This is a genomic window from Pseudomonas sp. NFACC42-2, from assembly GCF_900116055.1.
Lineage (GTDB): Bacteria > Pseudomonadota > Gammaproteobacteria > Pseudomonadales > Pseudomonadaceae > Aquipseudomonas > Aquipseudomonas marginalis.
In genome coordinates this window covers 723,395-737,915 of record NZ_FOZO01000003.1, presented here as the reverse complement: position 1 = coordinate 737,915, position 14,521 = coordinate 723,395, and the positions used below count along the sequence as shown (strand labels likewise).

Below are 14,521 nucleotides of genomic sequence, written 5' to 3'. Positions count from 1 at the left end.
TGCGTAGGCCGCGACTCGGTCCTGGATCATCAGCGCGCCTGACGCAGCCTCGCTTGCGCTCGGCAGCTGCTACGCATTAGTCGATGAGTTGAGCGGCTCTCAGAGCAGCCAGGGCCGTTAACCAACGTGGGTCCTGTTTATAGTCAGTCGAAGCAATCGCCTGCCCACGCATACGCGCGATGCGGGCCGACGGCGTGACCTTCATGCGCTGCGCCGCACTCAGCGCCAGCTCAGCCGCCGCACGGTCGTTGCACACCAGCCCCATGTCGCAACCGGCGGTCAGCGCCGCCTCGATCCGACTGGCAGCGTCGCCGACCACATGGGCACCGGCCATCGACAGGTCATCGCTGAAAATCACCCCATCGAACTGCAACTCGCCGCGCAGGATGTCCTGCAACCAGCGGCGTGAGAAGCCGGCAGGCTGCGCATCCACCTGCGGGTAGATAACATGCGCCGGCATCACTGCCGCCAACTGCTTGCTCAGGCGTGCGAAAGGCACCAGGTCATTGGCGCGAATCTGTTCCAGGCTGCGTTCATCGTTGGGAATCGCGACGTGGGAATCAGCCTCGGCCCAGCCATGACCCGGGAAGTGTTTACCGGTGGCGGCCATGCCGGCGCTGTTCATGCCTCGGATAAAGGCACCGGCAAGCACGGCGGCGCGCTCGGGATCGCCCTCGAAGGAACGGGTGCCGACCACGGCGCTGCGCTGGTAGTCCAGGTCCAGTACCGGGGCGAAGCTCAGGTCGAGACCGACCGCCAGTACTTCAGTGGCCATGATCCAGCCGCACTGCTCGGCCAGGTACTCGGCGTTGGGGTTGTCCGCCAACGCGCGCATGGCCGGCAGGCGCACAAAGCCCTGGCGCAGGCGCTGTACGCGACCGCCTTCCTGGTCGACCGCCAGCAGCAGGTCCGGGCGCACCGCACGAATCGCCGCGCTCAATTCCCGCACCTGCCGTGGGTGCTCGATATTGCGCGCAAAAATGATCAGGCCACCGACTTCAGGCTGGCGCAACAGGTGGCGATCCTCGACCGTCAGCCAAGTACCGGCCACGTCGACCATCAAAGAACCTTGCAGGGCAGCAGTCATAAACCTTCCTTAAATAACGCACACAACCCGTTGACCCCACCAGGCGCAGTGAGGACAACAGGTTGCGAGTAAATAGCTGAATTCGGCATGGGCAGCTAGCTTAGCGGATGCAAGCGGCCGCGCACACCCGGAGCGGTCAAACCTTGGCGGCAGCTGGCGTGGATTTACTGCGCGGGCGCAATTGGGCGGCAGCCATGGCCGAGTCGGTCACGCCGGTTTCAGCGCGCATGCCGGCGGCAAGGAACGGCACCATCAGGCGCATCACCTGTTCAATGGAAGTGTTCACGCCGAAATCGGTCTCGGCAATCGCACGCAACGCCTTGATCCCGGACATGCTGAATGCGGCCGCACCGAGCATGAAGTGCACGCGCCAGAACAGTTCGATAGGCGGAATACGCGGGGCGGCTTCGTTGACCAGCAACATATAGCGGCGGAATACCTTGCCGTACATGTCTTCCAGGTAACGGCGCAAGTGGCCCTGGCTCTGGCTGAATGCCAGGCCCAACAGGCGCATGAAGATCGACAGGTCATTGCCGCTGCGTGGCTGAACCACCAGCGCCTGCTCCACGAGCATTTCCAGCAGGTCTTCCAGGGTCGGCTTGTGGTCGGCCTTGGCCTGGCGGCGCTCGAGTTCACGGTCGAGGCTGGCACAGAACGGCCCCAAAAAGCGCGAGAATACCGCCTGGATCAGGGCCTTTTTCGAGCCGAAATGGTAGTTCACCGCGGCGAGGTTGACCCCGGCCTTGCTGGTGATCAGCCGCAATGAAGTTTCAGCAAATCCTTTTTCCGCGAACAATTGCTCGGCAGCATCGAGAATGCGTTCAACGGTTTCCGACTGGGCCATGGATACTCCGCCTGACAAACACTTGTTTGAAACATACGTTTCAGGGTGTGTCTTGTCAAGCCTGCAAGTTCGCTTTCCGGCCGGGCAGTCATCTATTTCATCGCTATTTAATCACATACTCCCAGGTCTGTAGGCAGCGCTATCTCTGCCTTGTAGGACAGCTAACGAATGACCGTCCAGCGGAGGCGTAGAAAAGGATGATTGCCAAGCGCAGTTCACTGTATATAATCCCAGTCACTGTATAAAAAGACAGAGCGATCAACATGCTAAAACTGACGCCACGCCAAGCTGAGATTCTGGCTTTTATCAAGCGCTGCCTCGATGACAACGGCTACCCGCCGACACGAGCCGAAATTGCGCTGGAACTGGGGTTCAAGTCCCCCAACGCCGCCGAAGAACACCTCAAGGCCCTCGCTCGCAAAGGCGCGATCGAGATGACCCCCGGTGCTTCACGGGGTATTCGCATCCCTGGCTTCGAAGCCAAGGCCGACGAATCGACACTGCCGATCATCGGTCGCGTCGCCGCCGGTGCGCCCATCCTGGCGCAGCAGCACGTCGAGGAATCCTGCAACATCAACCCGACCTTCTTCCACCCTCGCGCCGACTACCTGTTACGGGTACATGGCATGAGCATGAAGGACGTGGGTATTTTCGATGGCGACCTGCTGGCCGTCCACACTACCCGCGAAGCCCGTAATGGCCAGATCGTTGTCGCCCGTATCGGCGATGAAGTCACCGTCAAACGCTTCAAGCGCGAAGGCAGCAAGGTCTGGCTCCTGGCCGAGAACCCTGAGTTCGCCCCGATTGAAGTGAACCTGAAAGATCAGGACCTGGTGATCGAAGGCCTGAGCGTCGGCGTCATTCGCCGCTAAAGGAGGCATCATGCAGCTCGTGCACACCCCCCAACACACACAACTGTCGCTGTTCGAGGCCTTTATGGCCCAACCCCTTGCGCCCATCCTCAAGGAAACGGTCGAGGCGCCCTGGGGCGCCGAACCTGAGGCGTTCAGTGAACTGTCGTTGCGCGGTGCGGCCGGGAGCTGCCTGAGCCTGCTGGCGCCGATTCTTCGTGAACTGAGCGAGGAACAGGATGCACGCTGGTTGACGCTGATCGCTCCGCCCGCCAGCCTGACCCAGGCCTGGCTGCGGGATGCCGGCCTCAATCGCGAGCGCATCCTGTTGCTGCAACCACGCGGTGCGCAAAGTGCTCAGCAGTTGACCTGTGAAGCCTTGCGCCTGGGCCGTAGCCACACCGTGGTGAGCTGGCTCAACCCGCTGAATGCCACTGCCAAGGCACAGCTGATCAGCGCAGCGCGTACCGGCGATGCACAGAGCTTGAATATTCGATTGGGTTAATTCTGTGTGCCGCAGGCTATCCCTGTGGAGGGGGCCTGTTGTGGTGAGCGGGCTTGCCACAACAGCGAACCCACTTGCCACACTCAGTGAAGAACGCGCGGGCCGTCTTCTTTCTCGGGCTCGCCTTCTGCCAGGCGACCGGCCATCTGCACACCAACGCTCAACATGGCTTTTGCCACTTCCACGTGCTGGCCCTGCAGGAACACCTTGGCGTCCTCGGAAAAATCCAGGATAACCAGAGAACCTTCGTCCTCGGCCCGGCGCAGCTCGATTCGGCCGTCAGGCAACTCAACAATTTCCAGAAAGGACGTCGGCATAAAAGTCTGTTCTCCACGAAAGGCCGGGATTATATCAGTCATCCGCCCGGCCTCGCTGAGGATCTGAAGGGGTTTCTTTACGGCTTGATGAACGGTGCCATGTGAATCCGACCAACGTTCAGCACTCGTTCAAACCTTCACGAAAGCGCAATGCCATCTTTTTCAGCGCCTGACGCCAGCCTTCCAACTCTTCGCGACTCAGTGGCTCGGGCTCTTCCTCTTCCAGCGCCACCGCCACGATCAAGGGCTGGGTCACATCGCCCTTGGGCACATGGGGAACACGGGGCGGCTGAAACATATCCGCATGGGCCTTCAGCAGACGCGCGACCCAGCTGTCAGGGCTCTGTGCCATTTCCACCAGCTCGGCCAGCTCAGGGATCGCCATGCTTTCCAGCACCTCACGATTCATGATCATTTCCGCACGGGGCGAACCGGCCTGGGGCAAACGGTAGAACCCGGCGATCTCATGACACAAGCCCAGTAACGCACCATACAGGTGGAACAACGCAGCTTCACGACCGGCCTGGACCAGCGCGATCGCGTTCATCTCCTTCCCCTCCTCGGCACGGCCAAGGGCTTCCAGGGACAAACCCGCAAAATAAATTTTCTGATTGGTACGGGTATAGAGCTCGTTGGCCATAACGGCAATCTCCACAACGAATAAGCGTGATGCTGGCTGAACAGTGTCACGGATCAGCCGAACCTACTGCAAGTGCAATAAACCGCTGCTTATGCGGGTCAAAACTCGACTTTCAGATCCAAACAGATCCAAATGTGGGAGGGGGCTTGCCCCCGATAGCGAAGCATCAGTCATACACATGTCGACTGATATACCGCTATCGGGGGCAAGCCCCCTCCCACATTGGATCTTCAGCGCATCCGACGGGTCAAGCGCCCTGGCGCTTGTCCTCGACCTTCCACTTGCCACCGTCGTAGAACGCTTTCCAGCCGGTAGGCTTGCCGTCCACTTCGGTCTGCACGTACTGCTCCTTGGTCTTGCGGCTATAGCGGATCACGGCTGGGCGGCCATCAGGATCCTTCTTCGGCGCTTCACACAGGAAGTGGTACTTCGGATCGATCTCGTCCTTGTGCGGCACGATCTCCAGCACCAACGGCGCTCGGGTCTCGCGGTTTTTCGGGAACTGGCTGGCCGCCAGGAACAGGCCCGAGGCGCCATCACGCAGGATGTAGGTGTCGTTGACCTTCTCGCACTTGAGTTCCGGCATCTTCACCGGGTCCATCTTCGGCGGCGCCGCATCACCGCTTTTCAGCAGTTTGCGCGTGTTCTTGCAGGTCGGGTTGGTGCAACCGAAGAACTTGCCGAAGCGGCCGGTCTTGAGCTGCATCTCGCTGCCGCACTTGTCGCATTCCAGGCTCGGGCCTTCATAGCCCTTGATGCGGTAGCTGCCCTCTTCGATCTCGTAGCCGTCGCAATCCGGGTTGTTACCGCAGATATGCAGCTTGTGCTTCTCGTCCAGCAGGTAGGCATCCATCGCCGTGCTGCAGATCGGGCAGCGGTGCTTGCCACGCAGTACCAGCGACTCGGATTCACCCTCGTCGTCGGCGGCGATTTCATCGCCCGGCACCAGGTTGACGGTGGCCTTGCAGCGCTCTTTCGGCGGCAGGCTGTAGCCCGAGCAACCGAGGAACACGCCGGTGGATGCGGTACGAATCTGCATCGGACGGCCACAGGTCAGGCACGGGATGTCGGTCATCACCGGCTGGTTGGCACGCATGCCGCTCTCAGGGCTTTCGGCCACTTCGAGTTTTTTCTTGAAGTCGCCGTAGAACTCGTCGAGCACGTTTTTCCAGTCGCGCTCGCCCTGGGCCACGTCATCGAGGTTCTCTTCCATACCGGCGGTAAAGCCGTAGTCCATCAGGTTGGAAAAGCTCTCGGACAGGCGCTCGGTAACGATATCGCCCATCTTTTCCGAATAGAAACGACGGTTGTGCAGCGCGACGTAGCCACGGTCCTGGATGGTGGAGATGATCGCCGCGTAGGTCGACGGACGACCGATACCGCGCTTCTCCATCTCTTTCACCAGGCTGGCTTCCGAATAACGCGCCGGCGGCTTGGTGAAGTGCTGGGACGGGTCGAGCTTGATCAGCTTCAACGTGTCGCCCTGGGCCATGTCCGGCAGCACATCGTCATCGCCAGGCTTGGCGATCTGCGGCATCACGCGGGTGTAGCCGTCGAACTTGAGGATACGGCCCTTGGCGCGCAGCTCGAAGTCCCCGGCGCCGACACTGACAGTGGTGGACAGGTATTGCGCCGGCAGCATCTGGCAAGCCAGGAACTGGCGCCAGATCAGCTCGTAGAGGCGCTCAGCGTCGCGTTCCATGCCACTCAGCTTGCTTGGCTCGGTGTTGGCATCGGAAGGACGAATCGCTTCGTGCGCCTCCTGGGCGCCTTCTTTGCTGCTGTAGACATTCGGCTTCTCCGGCAGGTACTTCTTGCCGAATTCGCTTTCAATATAGGTACGCGCCATGGCCACCGCGTCTTGCGACAGGTTGGTGGAGTCGGTACGCATATAAGTGATGTAGCCGGCTTCGTACAGACGCTGGGCCATCATCATGGTTTTCTTCACCCCGAAGCCCAGGCGGTTACTTGCGGCCTGCTGCAGGGTGGAGGTGATGAACGGTGCCGACGGCTTGCTGCTGGTCGGTTTGTCTTCACGCTTGACGATGCTGTAGCTGGAGGCCTTGAGCTTTTCCAGCGCGGCCATGGCCTGGGCTTCGTTCAGCGGCTTGAACGCCTCGCCTTTCTCACGGGCCACTTCGAAGCGCACGTTGGCGCCCTTGGCGGTGCCCAGGTCGGCGTGGACTTCCCAGTATTCCTCGGGGTTGAACGCACGGATCTCACGCTCGCGCTCCACCACCAGCTTGACCGCTACCGATTGCACACGGCCGGCGGACAGGCCACGGGCGATCTTGGCCCACAGCAGCGGCGAGACCATGTAGCCCACGACGCGGTCGAGGAAACGACGGGCCTGCTGGGCGTTGACGCGATCGATGTCCAGTTCGCCCGGCTTGGAGAAGGCTTCCTGGATGGCTTTCTTGGTGATTTCGTTGAACACCACACGCTTGTAGCGGCTGTCATCACCGCCGATGGCTTCCCGCAGGTGCCAGGCAATGGCTTCCCCTTCGCGGTCCAAGTCCGTTGCGAGATAGATGGTGTCGGCATCCTTGGCGAGCCGGCGCAGCTCTTCGATGACCTTTTCCTTGCCCGGAAGGATTTCGTACTTGGCCTTCCAGCCATGATCCGGGTCCACACCCATGCGCGAGACCAGTTGCTTGCGCGCTTTCTCTTTAGGCGTGAGCACCGGACCTTCGCCCGCGGCCGCCTTGCCGCGCTTGGCGGCAGGCTCCTTGCTGGCGCTAGCCGAACCGCTGGTGGGCAGGTCTCGGATATGGCCGATACTCGACTTCACCACGTACTCGTTGCCCAAGTACTTGTTGATGGTCTTGGCCTTAGCCGGGGATTCCACAATGACCAGCGATTTGCCCATGGATCGGAAAATTCCTGAATTCGAGAAGTGAAAGGCAGTTGGCGCCTGACGCGGCAACGCTATATATAGTGGCAACAAGGTGAGGTCAAGCGCAGCATTCTGCGCGACCTGCCGTTATTGCCCTGAAAAAAGACTGGGTTCGACCTGGACCAAAGCAAAGCGCGGGACCTGCTCGCCGTCAACTTCGACGGTCTCCAGGAACATGCTCAAGGGGCGCACCCAAAAGCCGTAATCGCCATACAGTGCTTGGTAGAACACCACTTCTTCTTCGGTCTCGGAATGCCGTGCCACGCTGAAAACGCGGTACTGCGGACCTTTATAATGTTGGTAGAGCCCTGGTTCGACTTTCATGCTCTGGCCCCCTTACAAAATTTGTTGAAAAAAAATATTAAAAATTCCAAAAAACAAAAACCGGGGCACTGGGCCCCGGCTTCCGTCGACTCAACGCTTAGACGCGTTCGAAGACGGTGGAGATGCCTTGGCCGAGACCAATGCACATGGTTGCAACCCCAAGGTTACCGCCATTTTGCTTCATCACGTTAAGCAAAGTGCCGGAAATACGCGCACCGGAGCAACCGAATGGGTGGCCCAGGGCAATCGCACCGCCGTGCAGGTTAACCTTCTCGTTCATCTTGTCGAGCACTTTCAAATCTTTCAGCACCGGCAGGGCCTGTGCAGCGAAAGCTTCGTTGAGCTCGAAGAAGTCGATATCGGAGATGGTCAGGCCCGCGCGCTTCAAGGCTTTTTGTGTCGCCGGTACTGGACCATAGCCCATGATTGCCGGGTCTACACCCGCCACCGCCATCGAACGAATCACCGCCAGCGGCTGGATGCCGAGGTCCTGGGCACGCTGCGCCGACATTACGATCATGCACGAGGCGCCGTCGGTGATTTGCGACGAAGTACCCGCCGTCACGGTGCCGCCCTTTGGATTGAAGGCAGGCTTGAGGGCCGCCAGGCTTTCCAGGGTGGTATCCGGACGAATGGTTTCGTCGTAGTCGAACAGCTTGAGGAAGCCGTTCTCGTCGTAGCCGTTCATCGGGATGATTTCATCCTTGAACTTGCCTTCCACGGTCGCCTTGTGGGCGAGCTGGTGGGAACGCACGCCGAACGCATCCTGGGCTTCACGGGTAATGCCGTGCATCTTGCCGAGCATTTCCGCGGTCAGGCCCATCATGCCCGAGGCTTTTGCCGCGTACAGCGACATGTGCGGGTTAGGATCGACGCCGTGCATCATGCTGACGTGGCCCATGTGCTCCACGCCACCGACCACGAACACATCACCGTTGCCGGTCATGATCGCCTGGGCGGCGGTGTGCAGCGCACTCATGGACGAGCCACACAGGCGGCTGACGGTCTGGCCGGCTGCCGTGTGCGGGATCTGCGTCATCAGCGACGCCATGCGCGCGATGTTCCAGCCCTGCTCCAGGGTCTGGTTGACGCAGCCCCAGATCACGTCTTCGACTTCGTTCGGGTCGACCTTGACGTTGCGTTCCAGCAACTTGCTGATCAGGTGCGCCGACATGTCTTCAGCGCGGGTGTTGCGGTGCATGCCGCCCTTGGAGCGGCCCATCGGCGTACGACCGAAGTCGACAATCACGACGTCTCTTGGATTCAAGCTCATAAATATTCTCGCTCTAGTCGTCTGGGCACTTAACCGAAGAAGCGCTGGCCGGTCTTGGCCATCTCACGCAGCTTCGCGGTCGGGTGGTACAGCGGGCCCAGATCAGCGTATTGATCAGCCAGGGCAACGAACTCGGCCACACCGATCGAGTCGATGTAACGCAGCGCACCACCACGGAATGGAGGGAAGCCAATACCGTACACCAGGCCCATATCGGCTTCGGCGGCGGTTTCAACGATGCCGTCTTCCAGGCAACGCACGGTTTCCAGGCACAGGGCGATCATCATCCAGTTGATGATGTCCTCATCGGACACCTCACGCTGTTCGTAGATGACCGGAGCCAGCACTTCGTGCACCGACGGGTCGGCCACTTTCTTCTGCTTGCCCTTCTTGTCCGCCTCGTAGGCGTAGAAGCCCTTGCCGTTCTTCTGGCCCAGGCGCTTGGCCTCGTAGAGCGCGTCGATCGCCGAACGGCGGTCGTCTTTCATGCGATCCGGGAAGCCCTCAGCCATCACGTCACGACCGTGGTGGCCGGTGTCGATGCCGACCACGTCCATCAGGTACGCCGGGCCCATTGGCCAGCCGAATTTTTCCATGACCTTGTCGATGCGCACGAAGTCCACACCGGCGCTGACCAGCTTGGCGAAACCGCCGAAGTACGGGAACAGCACGCGGTTGACCAGGAAGCCCGGGCAGTCGTTGACCACGATCGGGTTCTTGCCCATTTTCTTGGCGTAGGCAACGGTGGTGGCAATGGCCAGCTCGCTGGACTTCTCGCCACGGATCACTTCCACCAGCGGCATCATGTGTACCGGGTTGAAGAAGTGCATGCCGACGAAGTTTTCCGGACGCTTGAGGGCCTTGGCCAGCAGCGAAATGGAAATGGTCGAGGTGTTAGACGCCAGGATGGTGTCGTCTTTGACGTGGCCTTCAACTTCAGCCAGTACCGCCTGCTTGACCTTCGGATTCTCGACAACCGCTTCGACCACCAGGTCGACATGGCCGAAATCGCCGTAGGACAGCGTAGGACGAATACCGTTAAGCACTTCAGCCATCTTCGCAGCCGTCATACGACCTTTATCAACGCGGCCGACCAGCAGCTTGGCGGCTTCGGCCAGGCCCTGTTCGATACCGTGTTCGTTGATGTCCTTCATCAGGATCGGCGTGCCTTTGGACGCCGACTGATAGGCGATACCGCCGCCCATGATACCGGCGCCGAGCACGGCAGCCTGTTTCACGTCCTTGGCGATTTCGTCGTAGGCCTTGGCCTTTTTCTTCAGTTCCTGGTCATTCAGGAACAGGCCGATCAGGCTCTGGGCAGCAGAGGTCTTGGCCAGTTTGACGAAGCCTGCCGCTTCCACTTCCAGGGCTTTGTCGCGACCGAAGTTCGCGGCCTTCTGGATGGTCTTGATCGCTTCAACCGGCGCCGGGTAGTTCGGGCCGGCCTGGCCAGCCACGAAACCCTTGGCGGTTTCGAACGACATCATTTGTTCGATGGCGTTGAGCTTGAGTTTTTCCAGCTTCGGCTGACGCTTGGCCTTGTAGTCAAATTCGCCGCTGATGGCGCCCTTGATCAGGTTCAGCGCGGCTTCGGCCAGTTTGTCCGGAGCCACCACGGCGTCGACGGCACCGACTTTCAGCGCGTCTTCGGCACGGTTTTCCTTGCCGGCGGCAATCCACTCGATGGCGTTGTCGGCACCAATGATGCGCGGCAGGCGCACGGTGCCGCCGAAGCCTGGGTAGATGCCCAGCTTGACTTCAGGCAGGCCGATCTTGGCGGTGGCCGCCATGACGCGGAAGTCCGCCGCCAGGCACATTTCCAGGCCGCCGCCCAGCGCGATGCCATTGATCGCGGCAACGGTGGGTACGTTGAGGTCTTCGAAATCGCTGAAAATCTTGTTGGCTTCGAGGTTGCCAGCCACCAGCTCGGCATCGGGCAGCTTGAAGTTGTCGACGAATTCGGTGATGTCAGCGCCGACGATAAACACGTCCTTGCCGCTGGAGACGATCACGCCTTTGATCGATGCATCAGCCTTGATGGTGTCTACGGCCTGACGCAGTTCGTTCAGGGTTAGACGGTTGAACTTGTTGACGGACTCACCCTTGAGGTCGAACTTCAGTTCGACGATGCCACTTTCAAGAGCCTTAACCGTGATGGCTTTACCTTCGTAAATCATCAACTGATCTCCACGATATGGAAGCTGAACAGTACACATTGGACGCTGGCCTATGCTTGGACATTGATAATTTCGTCAATGCTCAGGCCAATCCGCCAGGCACACCCGCCAATGCGATAGTCGGGGTTCTGTATGAGCGGTCTGACAGACAAACGCTCAATTCATACGCCCGTTTGATTTGGGTACGCCACCTTCATCCAATTCCGAGCAATTGTCAATCGCTCGAAAGGCTAGGAAAAACACGACTTTCCAGTCATTTCAGAACCCCGGGGCCAGGCCCGCGATTCGTCAATATTCAACTATTCACGAAATCAATAATGAAAAAGATAGGGAAAACCGCTGTACAGAACCGGATATGCCGCTAGGCTAGCGACAACCGTAATGCGCCTGGATGAACATCCGACGCAGGAAACCCGGATTTACCGGCCTGCCTGGCCAACTCCAGCCCGATGATGCTTTCGGGCTTTTTATTGCCTGGGGTTTGACACACAGGCATCAGGCCAGGGCCTTGAGCAATGTATCAATGGCCAGCAGGTCGCTCGCCTCGCCCTTCTCGCCCCAGTAAAGGGCGATCATTTGCTTGTCCGCCTCTACCTTGTAGACATTCGCCGGCAGCGTTGCAAAATGCGGCAACAACTTCTCGTCCACACACACTTCGCGCCACTGATTGACCCACACGCCCGGCTCCAGCTGCCAGTAGCTCCAAACGGCCGGCATACTGCCGCGCCGGGGTCGGCAATACTGCGCACAGGGGCTCGGCGGCTCTTGCTTGAGCCAGTGCGGCCACTCCTGGGGCGCCAGTTGCATGGCCAGGCCGATGCGGCGTGCCTCCATGCGCAAGGCCATGCGCCCGCTCTGATGGCGCGATGGGCGCAGCCATGCCAGGGGGCTCAGAACCACGACAAGGATTGACACCACTATCCAGACCGTCATATGTGTACTCCCGATTTTTCTGATGAGCGGATTTGACCTGACGCAACCCTATCCGCTTGAAAGCAGCCATACTGAATCTATTGCAGTCCCCTGGAGGAACGCCCCATGTCCTACGAACATATTCTGGTCGCCGTAGACCTGACCGAAGAGTGCGATCCAGTGATCAAGCGCGCCCGAGCGTTTGCCGTTGCCAGTGGCGCAAAACTGTCACTGGTGCATATCGTCGAGCCCATGGCCATGGCCTTTGGCGGCGACGTGCCCATGGACCTTTCCCAATTGCAGCAACAACAGTTCGACCAGGCCAAGGAGCGCCTTGACCGCCTGATCGTCAAATACCCCGAAGTGACCAAGGAAAACTCCCACCTCACCTACGGCCAACCGCGCCAGGAAATCCACCACCTGGCCAAGGAGCAGCATTGCGACCTGATCGTGGTCGGCAGCCATGGCCGTCATGGTTTGGCGTTGCTGCTGGGCTCCACTGCCAATGATGTGCTGCACGGTGCGCCGTGCGATGTACTGGCCGTCAGGCTGGTAAAAACCTCTTAAGGCCACATTTGAACCGCATTTCATATGAAAAAGCCCGGCGCCCATATTAGGGCGCCGGGCTTTTTTATTGCACGAAGGTCACTCAGGCATCCAGCTCGGCCCAACGCTCGACCAGCACTTCCAGCTCCTGGTTCAACGTCTCCAGGGAGGCGATGACCTTGGCGGTTTCCGCTGCCGGACGCAGGTAGAAACCCGCGTCAGCCATTTCCGCTTCTACCGCGGCGATCTGCTGTTCCTTGGCGTCGATATCACCCGGCAAGGCTTCCAGCTCACGCTGCAGCTTGTAGCTGAGTTTCTTCTTGGTCGCCGGTGCCGCTTCCTGGGCCGGTGCAGCCGCTTCCACCGGAGCCACCACAGCGGAGGCCAGGTCGGCCTTGCCGGACTTGCTCTCGGTCACGCCCAACAGACGCGGCGAGCCGCCCTGACGCAGCCAGTCCTGGTAACCACCGACGTATTCGCGCACCTTGCCTTCACCTTCGAAGACCAGGGTGCTGGTGACCACGTTGTCGAGGAATGCCCGGTCGTGGCTGACCATCAGCACAGTGCCGTTGAAGGTCAGCAGGACCTCTTCCAGCAGCTCGAGGGTTTCCACGTCGAGGTCGTTGGTCGGTTCGTCGAGCACCAACAGGTTGGCCGGCTTGCTGAACAGCTTGGCCAGCAGCAGGCGCGCACGCTCGCCACCGGACAAGGCCTTCACTGGCGTACGCGCACGTTGCGGGCTGAACAGGAAATCGCCCAGGTAGCTGAGTACGTGGCGGCTCTGGCCGTCGATATCGATAAAGTCGCGGCCTTCGGCGACGTTGTCGATCACGGTCTTTTCCAGGTCCAACTGATGGCGCAACTGGTCGAAGTAGGCCACGTCGATGCGTGTGCCCTCTTCCACCGTGCCGCTGGTCGGCTGCAGACCATTGAGCATCAGCTTGAGCAAGGTGGTCTTGCCGGTACCGTTGGCACCCAACAGGCCGATACGGTCGCCGCGCTGCAGGACCATGGAGAAGTCCTTGATCAGGAACGGACCATCCGGGTGATGGAAGCTGACGTTCTCCAGCACCATGACCTGCTTGCCCGACTTATCGGCGGTATCCAGCTGGATATTGGCCTTGCCGGTGCGCTCGCGACGTTCGCTGCGCTCAACGCGCAGGGCCTTGAGGGCACGCACGCGGCCTTCGTTACGGGTGCGGCGCGCCTTGATGCCCTGGCGGATCCAGACTTCTTCCTGGGCCAGTTTCTTGTCGAACAGGGCGTTGGCGGTTTCTTCGGCGGACAGCGCAGCTTCCTTGTGCACCAGGAAGCTGGCGTAGTCGCCGTTCCAGTCGATCAGGCCACCACGGTCCAGCTCGAGGATGCGCGTGGCGAGGTTTTGCAGGAAGGAACGGTCGTGCGTGATGAACAGCACGGCGCCCTGGAAATCCTTGAGGGCTTCTTCCAGCCAGGCGATGGCGCCGATGTCCAGGTGGTTGGTTGGCTCGTCGAGCAGCAGCAGGTCCGGCTCGGACACCAGGGCCTGGGCCAGCAGCACACGACGACGCCAGCCGCCGGACAACTCGGCGAGGGTCTTGTCGGCCGGCAGCTGCAGGCGGCTCAAGGTGCTGTCGACCAGTTGTTGCAGGCGCCAGCCATCACGGGCTTCGAGGTCCTGCTGGACGTGCATCAGCTTGTCCAGGTCGGCTTCGGTGACGCAGTTCTGGGCCAGGTGATGGTATTGCGCAAGCAACTCACCGACACCGTCCAGGCCTTCAGCAACTACGTCGAACACGGTCCGTCCGTCGGCCACCGGCAATTCCTGCGGCAATTCGCCAATCTTGAGGCCTGGGGCACGCCAGACAGAGCCGTCATCGGGCTTCTGATCGCCCTTTACCAGCTTCATCATGCTGGACTTGCCGGTGCCGTTGCGGCCGATGATGCACACCCGCTCACCACGGGCGATCTGCCAGGACACCTTGTCCAACAACGGCATAGCGCCGAAAGCAAGGGACACATCGCTGAATTTGAGCAGGGTCATACGCTTCTCCAAAAACTGGGCGCGCATTCTACCTGACTTGAGGGTGGGATGCGGCCAGCATTTTCGCTACCGACACGTTCTGTAGGACATTTCCGGAGAACTTGAACGAACCACCCGGCAAAGCTT

General features: G+C 60.1%; 13 protein-coding genes. 3 read left to right on the top strand and 10 right to left on the bottom strand.

The window, feature by feature from the left end; all coding sequences use genetic code 11:
• Positions 1 to 76: 76 nt before the first annotated feature.
• On the bottom strand, positions 77 to 1,087 hold the full coding sequence (gene nagZ, locus BM416_RS10795) for a beta-N-acetylhexosaminidase (protein WP_092488022.1): 1,011 nt from the start codon (positions 1,085 to 1,087) through the stop codon (positions 77 to 79).
• A 136-nt stretch (positions 1,088 to 1,223) separates the two neighbouring features.
• Complete coding sequence (locus BM416_RS10790) at positions 1,224 to 1,931, bottom strand: TetR/AcrR family transcriptional regulator (RefSeq protein ID WP_027604237.1); 708 nt, start codon at positions 1,929 to 1,931, stop codon at positions 1,224 to 1,226.
• Positions 1,932 to 2,194: 263 nt separating this feature from the next.
• Here BM416_RS10790 and lexA point away from each other — a divergent pair, with 263 nt between their 5' ends.
• Together lexA and sulA are read left to right on the top strand one after the other, a co-directional pair.
• A complete protein-coding gene (lexA, locus tag BM416_RS10785; protein ID WP_003172575.1) occupies positions 2,195 to 2,803 on the top strand; it encodes a transcriptional repressor LexA in 609 nt (202 codons plus the stop codon).
• A 10-nt stretch (positions 2,804 to 2,813) separates the two neighbouring features.
• Positions 2,814 to 3,287, top strand: a complete 474-nt coding sequence (sulA, locus tag BM416_RS10780) for an SOS-induced cell division inhibitor SulA (protein WP_065939343.1) — start codon at positions 2,814 to 2,816, stop codon at positions 3,285 to 3,287.
• An 83-nt stretch (positions 3,288 to 3,370) separates the two neighbouring features.
• Here the strand turns inward: sulA and BM416_RS10775 are convergent, their stop codons facing one another.
• The 7 genes from BM416_RS10775 to BM416_RS10745 all read right to left on the bottom strand — a co-directional run bounded on the left by BM416_RS10775 (position 3,371) and on the right by BM416_RS10745 (position 11,847).
• Positions 3,371 to 3,604, bottom strand: coding sequence for a hypothetical protein (locus BM416_RS10775; protein WP_010212068.1), 234 nt, complete (start codon positions 3,602 to 3,604; stop codon positions 3,371 to 3,373).
• Between the two features lie 118 nt (positions 3,605 to 3,722).
• Positions 3,723 to 4,244 carry a DUF6586 family protein gene (locus BM416_RS10770; protein WP_027604239.1) on the bottom strand — a complete coding sequence of 174 codons (522 nt, stop codon included), beginning with the start codon at positions 4,242 to 4,244 and terminating at the stop codon, positions 3,723 to 3,725.
• A gap of 247 nt (positions 4,245 to 4,491) precedes the next feature.
• Positions 4,492 to 7,113 (bottom strand): type I DNA topoisomerase, encoded by a 2,622-nt coding sequence (gene topA, locus BM416_RS10765; RefSeq protein WP_027604240.1) that lies wholly within the window; start codon positions 7,111 to 7,113, stop codon positions 4,492 to 4,494.
• A 114-nt stretch (positions 7,114 to 7,227) separates the two neighbouring features.
• Positions 7,228 to 7,464: a DUF1653 domain-containing protein gene (locus tag BM416_RS10760; RefSeq protein WP_027604241.1), complete on the bottom strand. Its 237-nt coding sequence runs from the start codon at positions 7,462 to 7,464 to the stop codon at positions 7,228 to 7,230.
• Between the two features lie 97 nt (positions 7,465 to 7,561).
• The gene (gene fadA / locus BM416_RS10755; RefSeq protein WP_026136849.1) at positions 7,562 to 8,737 is read right to left on the bottom strand and encodes an acetyl-CoA C-acyltransferase FadA; all 1,176 of its coding nucleotides are present in this window, start codon (positions 8,735 to 8,737) and stop codon (positions 7,562 to 7,564) included.
• 29 nt (positions 8,738 to 8,766) lie between these two features.
• Positions 8,767 to 10,914 (bottom strand): fatty acid oxidation complex subunit alpha FadB, encoded by a 2,148-nt coding sequence (fadB, locus tag BM416_RS10750; RefSeq protein ID WP_092488019.1) that lies wholly within the window; start codon positions 10,912 to 10,914, stop codon positions 8,767 to 8,769.
• A gap of 495 nt (positions 10,915 to 11,409) precedes the next feature.
• Positions 11,410 to 11,847: a hypothetical protein gene (locus BM416_RS10745; RefSeq protein WP_027604243.1), complete on the bottom strand. Its 438-nt coding sequence runs from the start codon at positions 11,845 to 11,847 to the stop codon at positions 11,410 to 11,412.
• A gap of 105 nt (positions 11,848 to 11,952) precedes the next feature.
• Between BM416_RS10745 and BM416_RS10740 the strand changes: the two genes are divergently transcribed.
• Positions 11,953 to 12,393 carry a universal stress protein gene (locus BM416_RS10740; protein ID WP_027604244.1) on the top strand — a complete coding sequence of 147 codons (441 nt, stop codon included), beginning with the start codon at positions 11,953 to 11,955 and terminating at the stop codon, positions 12,391 to 12,393.
• Positions 12,394 to 12,475: 82 nt separating this feature from the next.
• Here the strand turns inward: BM416_RS10740 and BM416_RS10735 are convergent, their stop codons facing one another.
• On the bottom strand, positions 12,476 to 14,395 hold the full coding sequence (locus tag BM416_RS10735; protein ID WP_092488016.1) for an ATP-binding cassette domain-containing protein: 1,920 nt from the start codon (positions 14,393 to 14,395) through the stop codon (positions 12,476 to 12,478).
• Positions 14,396 to 14,521 lie beyond the last annotated feature (126 nt).

What these genes read in the sequence shown, in the direction of transcription:
- nagZ (WP_092488022.1), bottom strand. Translation starts at nt 1,087, where the DNA reads ATGACTGCTGCCCTGCAAGGTTCTTTGATGGTCGACGTGGCCGGTACT.
- BM416_RS10790 (WP_027604237.1), bottom strand. Translation starts at nt 1,931, where the DNA reads ATGGCCCAGTCGGAAACCGTTGAACGCATTCTCGATGCTGCCGAGCAA.
- lexA (WP_003172575.1), top strand. Translation starts at nt 2,195, where the DNA reads ATGCTAAAACTGACGCCACGCCAAGCTGAGATTCTGGCTTTTATCAAG.
- sulA (WP_065939343.1), top strand. Translation starts at nt 2,814, where the DNA reads ATGCAGCTCGTGCACACCCCCCAACACACACAACTGTCGCTGTTCGAG.
- BM416_RS10775 (WP_010212068.1), bottom strand. Translation starts at nt 3,604, where the DNA reads ATGCCGACGTCCTTTCTGGAAATTGTTGAGTTGCCTGACGGCCGAATC.
- BM416_RS10770 (WP_027604239.1), bottom strand. Translation starts at nt 4,244, where the DNA reads ATGGCCAACGAGCTCTATACCCGTACCAATCAGAAAATTTATTTTGCG.
- topA (WP_027604240.1), bottom strand. Translation starts at nt 7,113, where the DNA reads ATGGGCAAATCGCTGGTCATTGTGGAATCCCCGGCTAAGGCCAAGACC.
- BM416_RS10760 (WP_027604241.1), bottom strand. Translation starts at nt 7,464, where the DNA reads ATGAAAGTCGAACCAGGGCTCTACCAACATTATAAAGGTCCGCAGTAC.
- fadA (WP_026136849.1), bottom strand. Translation starts at nt 8,737, where the DNA reads ATGAGCTTGAATCCAAGAGACGTCGTGATTGTCGACTTCGGTCGTACG.
- fadB (WP_092488019.1), bottom strand. Translation starts at nt 10,914, where the DNA reads ATGATTTACGAAGGTAAAGCCATCACGGTTAAGGCTCTTGAAAGTGGC.
- BM416_RS10745 (WP_027604243.1), bottom strand. Translation starts at nt 11,847, where the DNA reads ATGACGGTCTGGATAGTGGTGTCAATCCTTGTCGTGGTTCTGAGCCCC.
- BM416_RS10740 (WP_027604244.1), top strand. Translation starts at nt 11,953, where the DNA reads ATGTCCTACGAACATATTCTGGTCGCCGTAGACCTGACCGAAGAGTGC.
- BM416_RS10735 (WP_092488016.1), bottom strand. Translation starts at nt 14,395, where the DNA reads ATGACCCTGCTCAAATTCAGCGATGTGTCCCTTGCTTTCGGCGCTATG.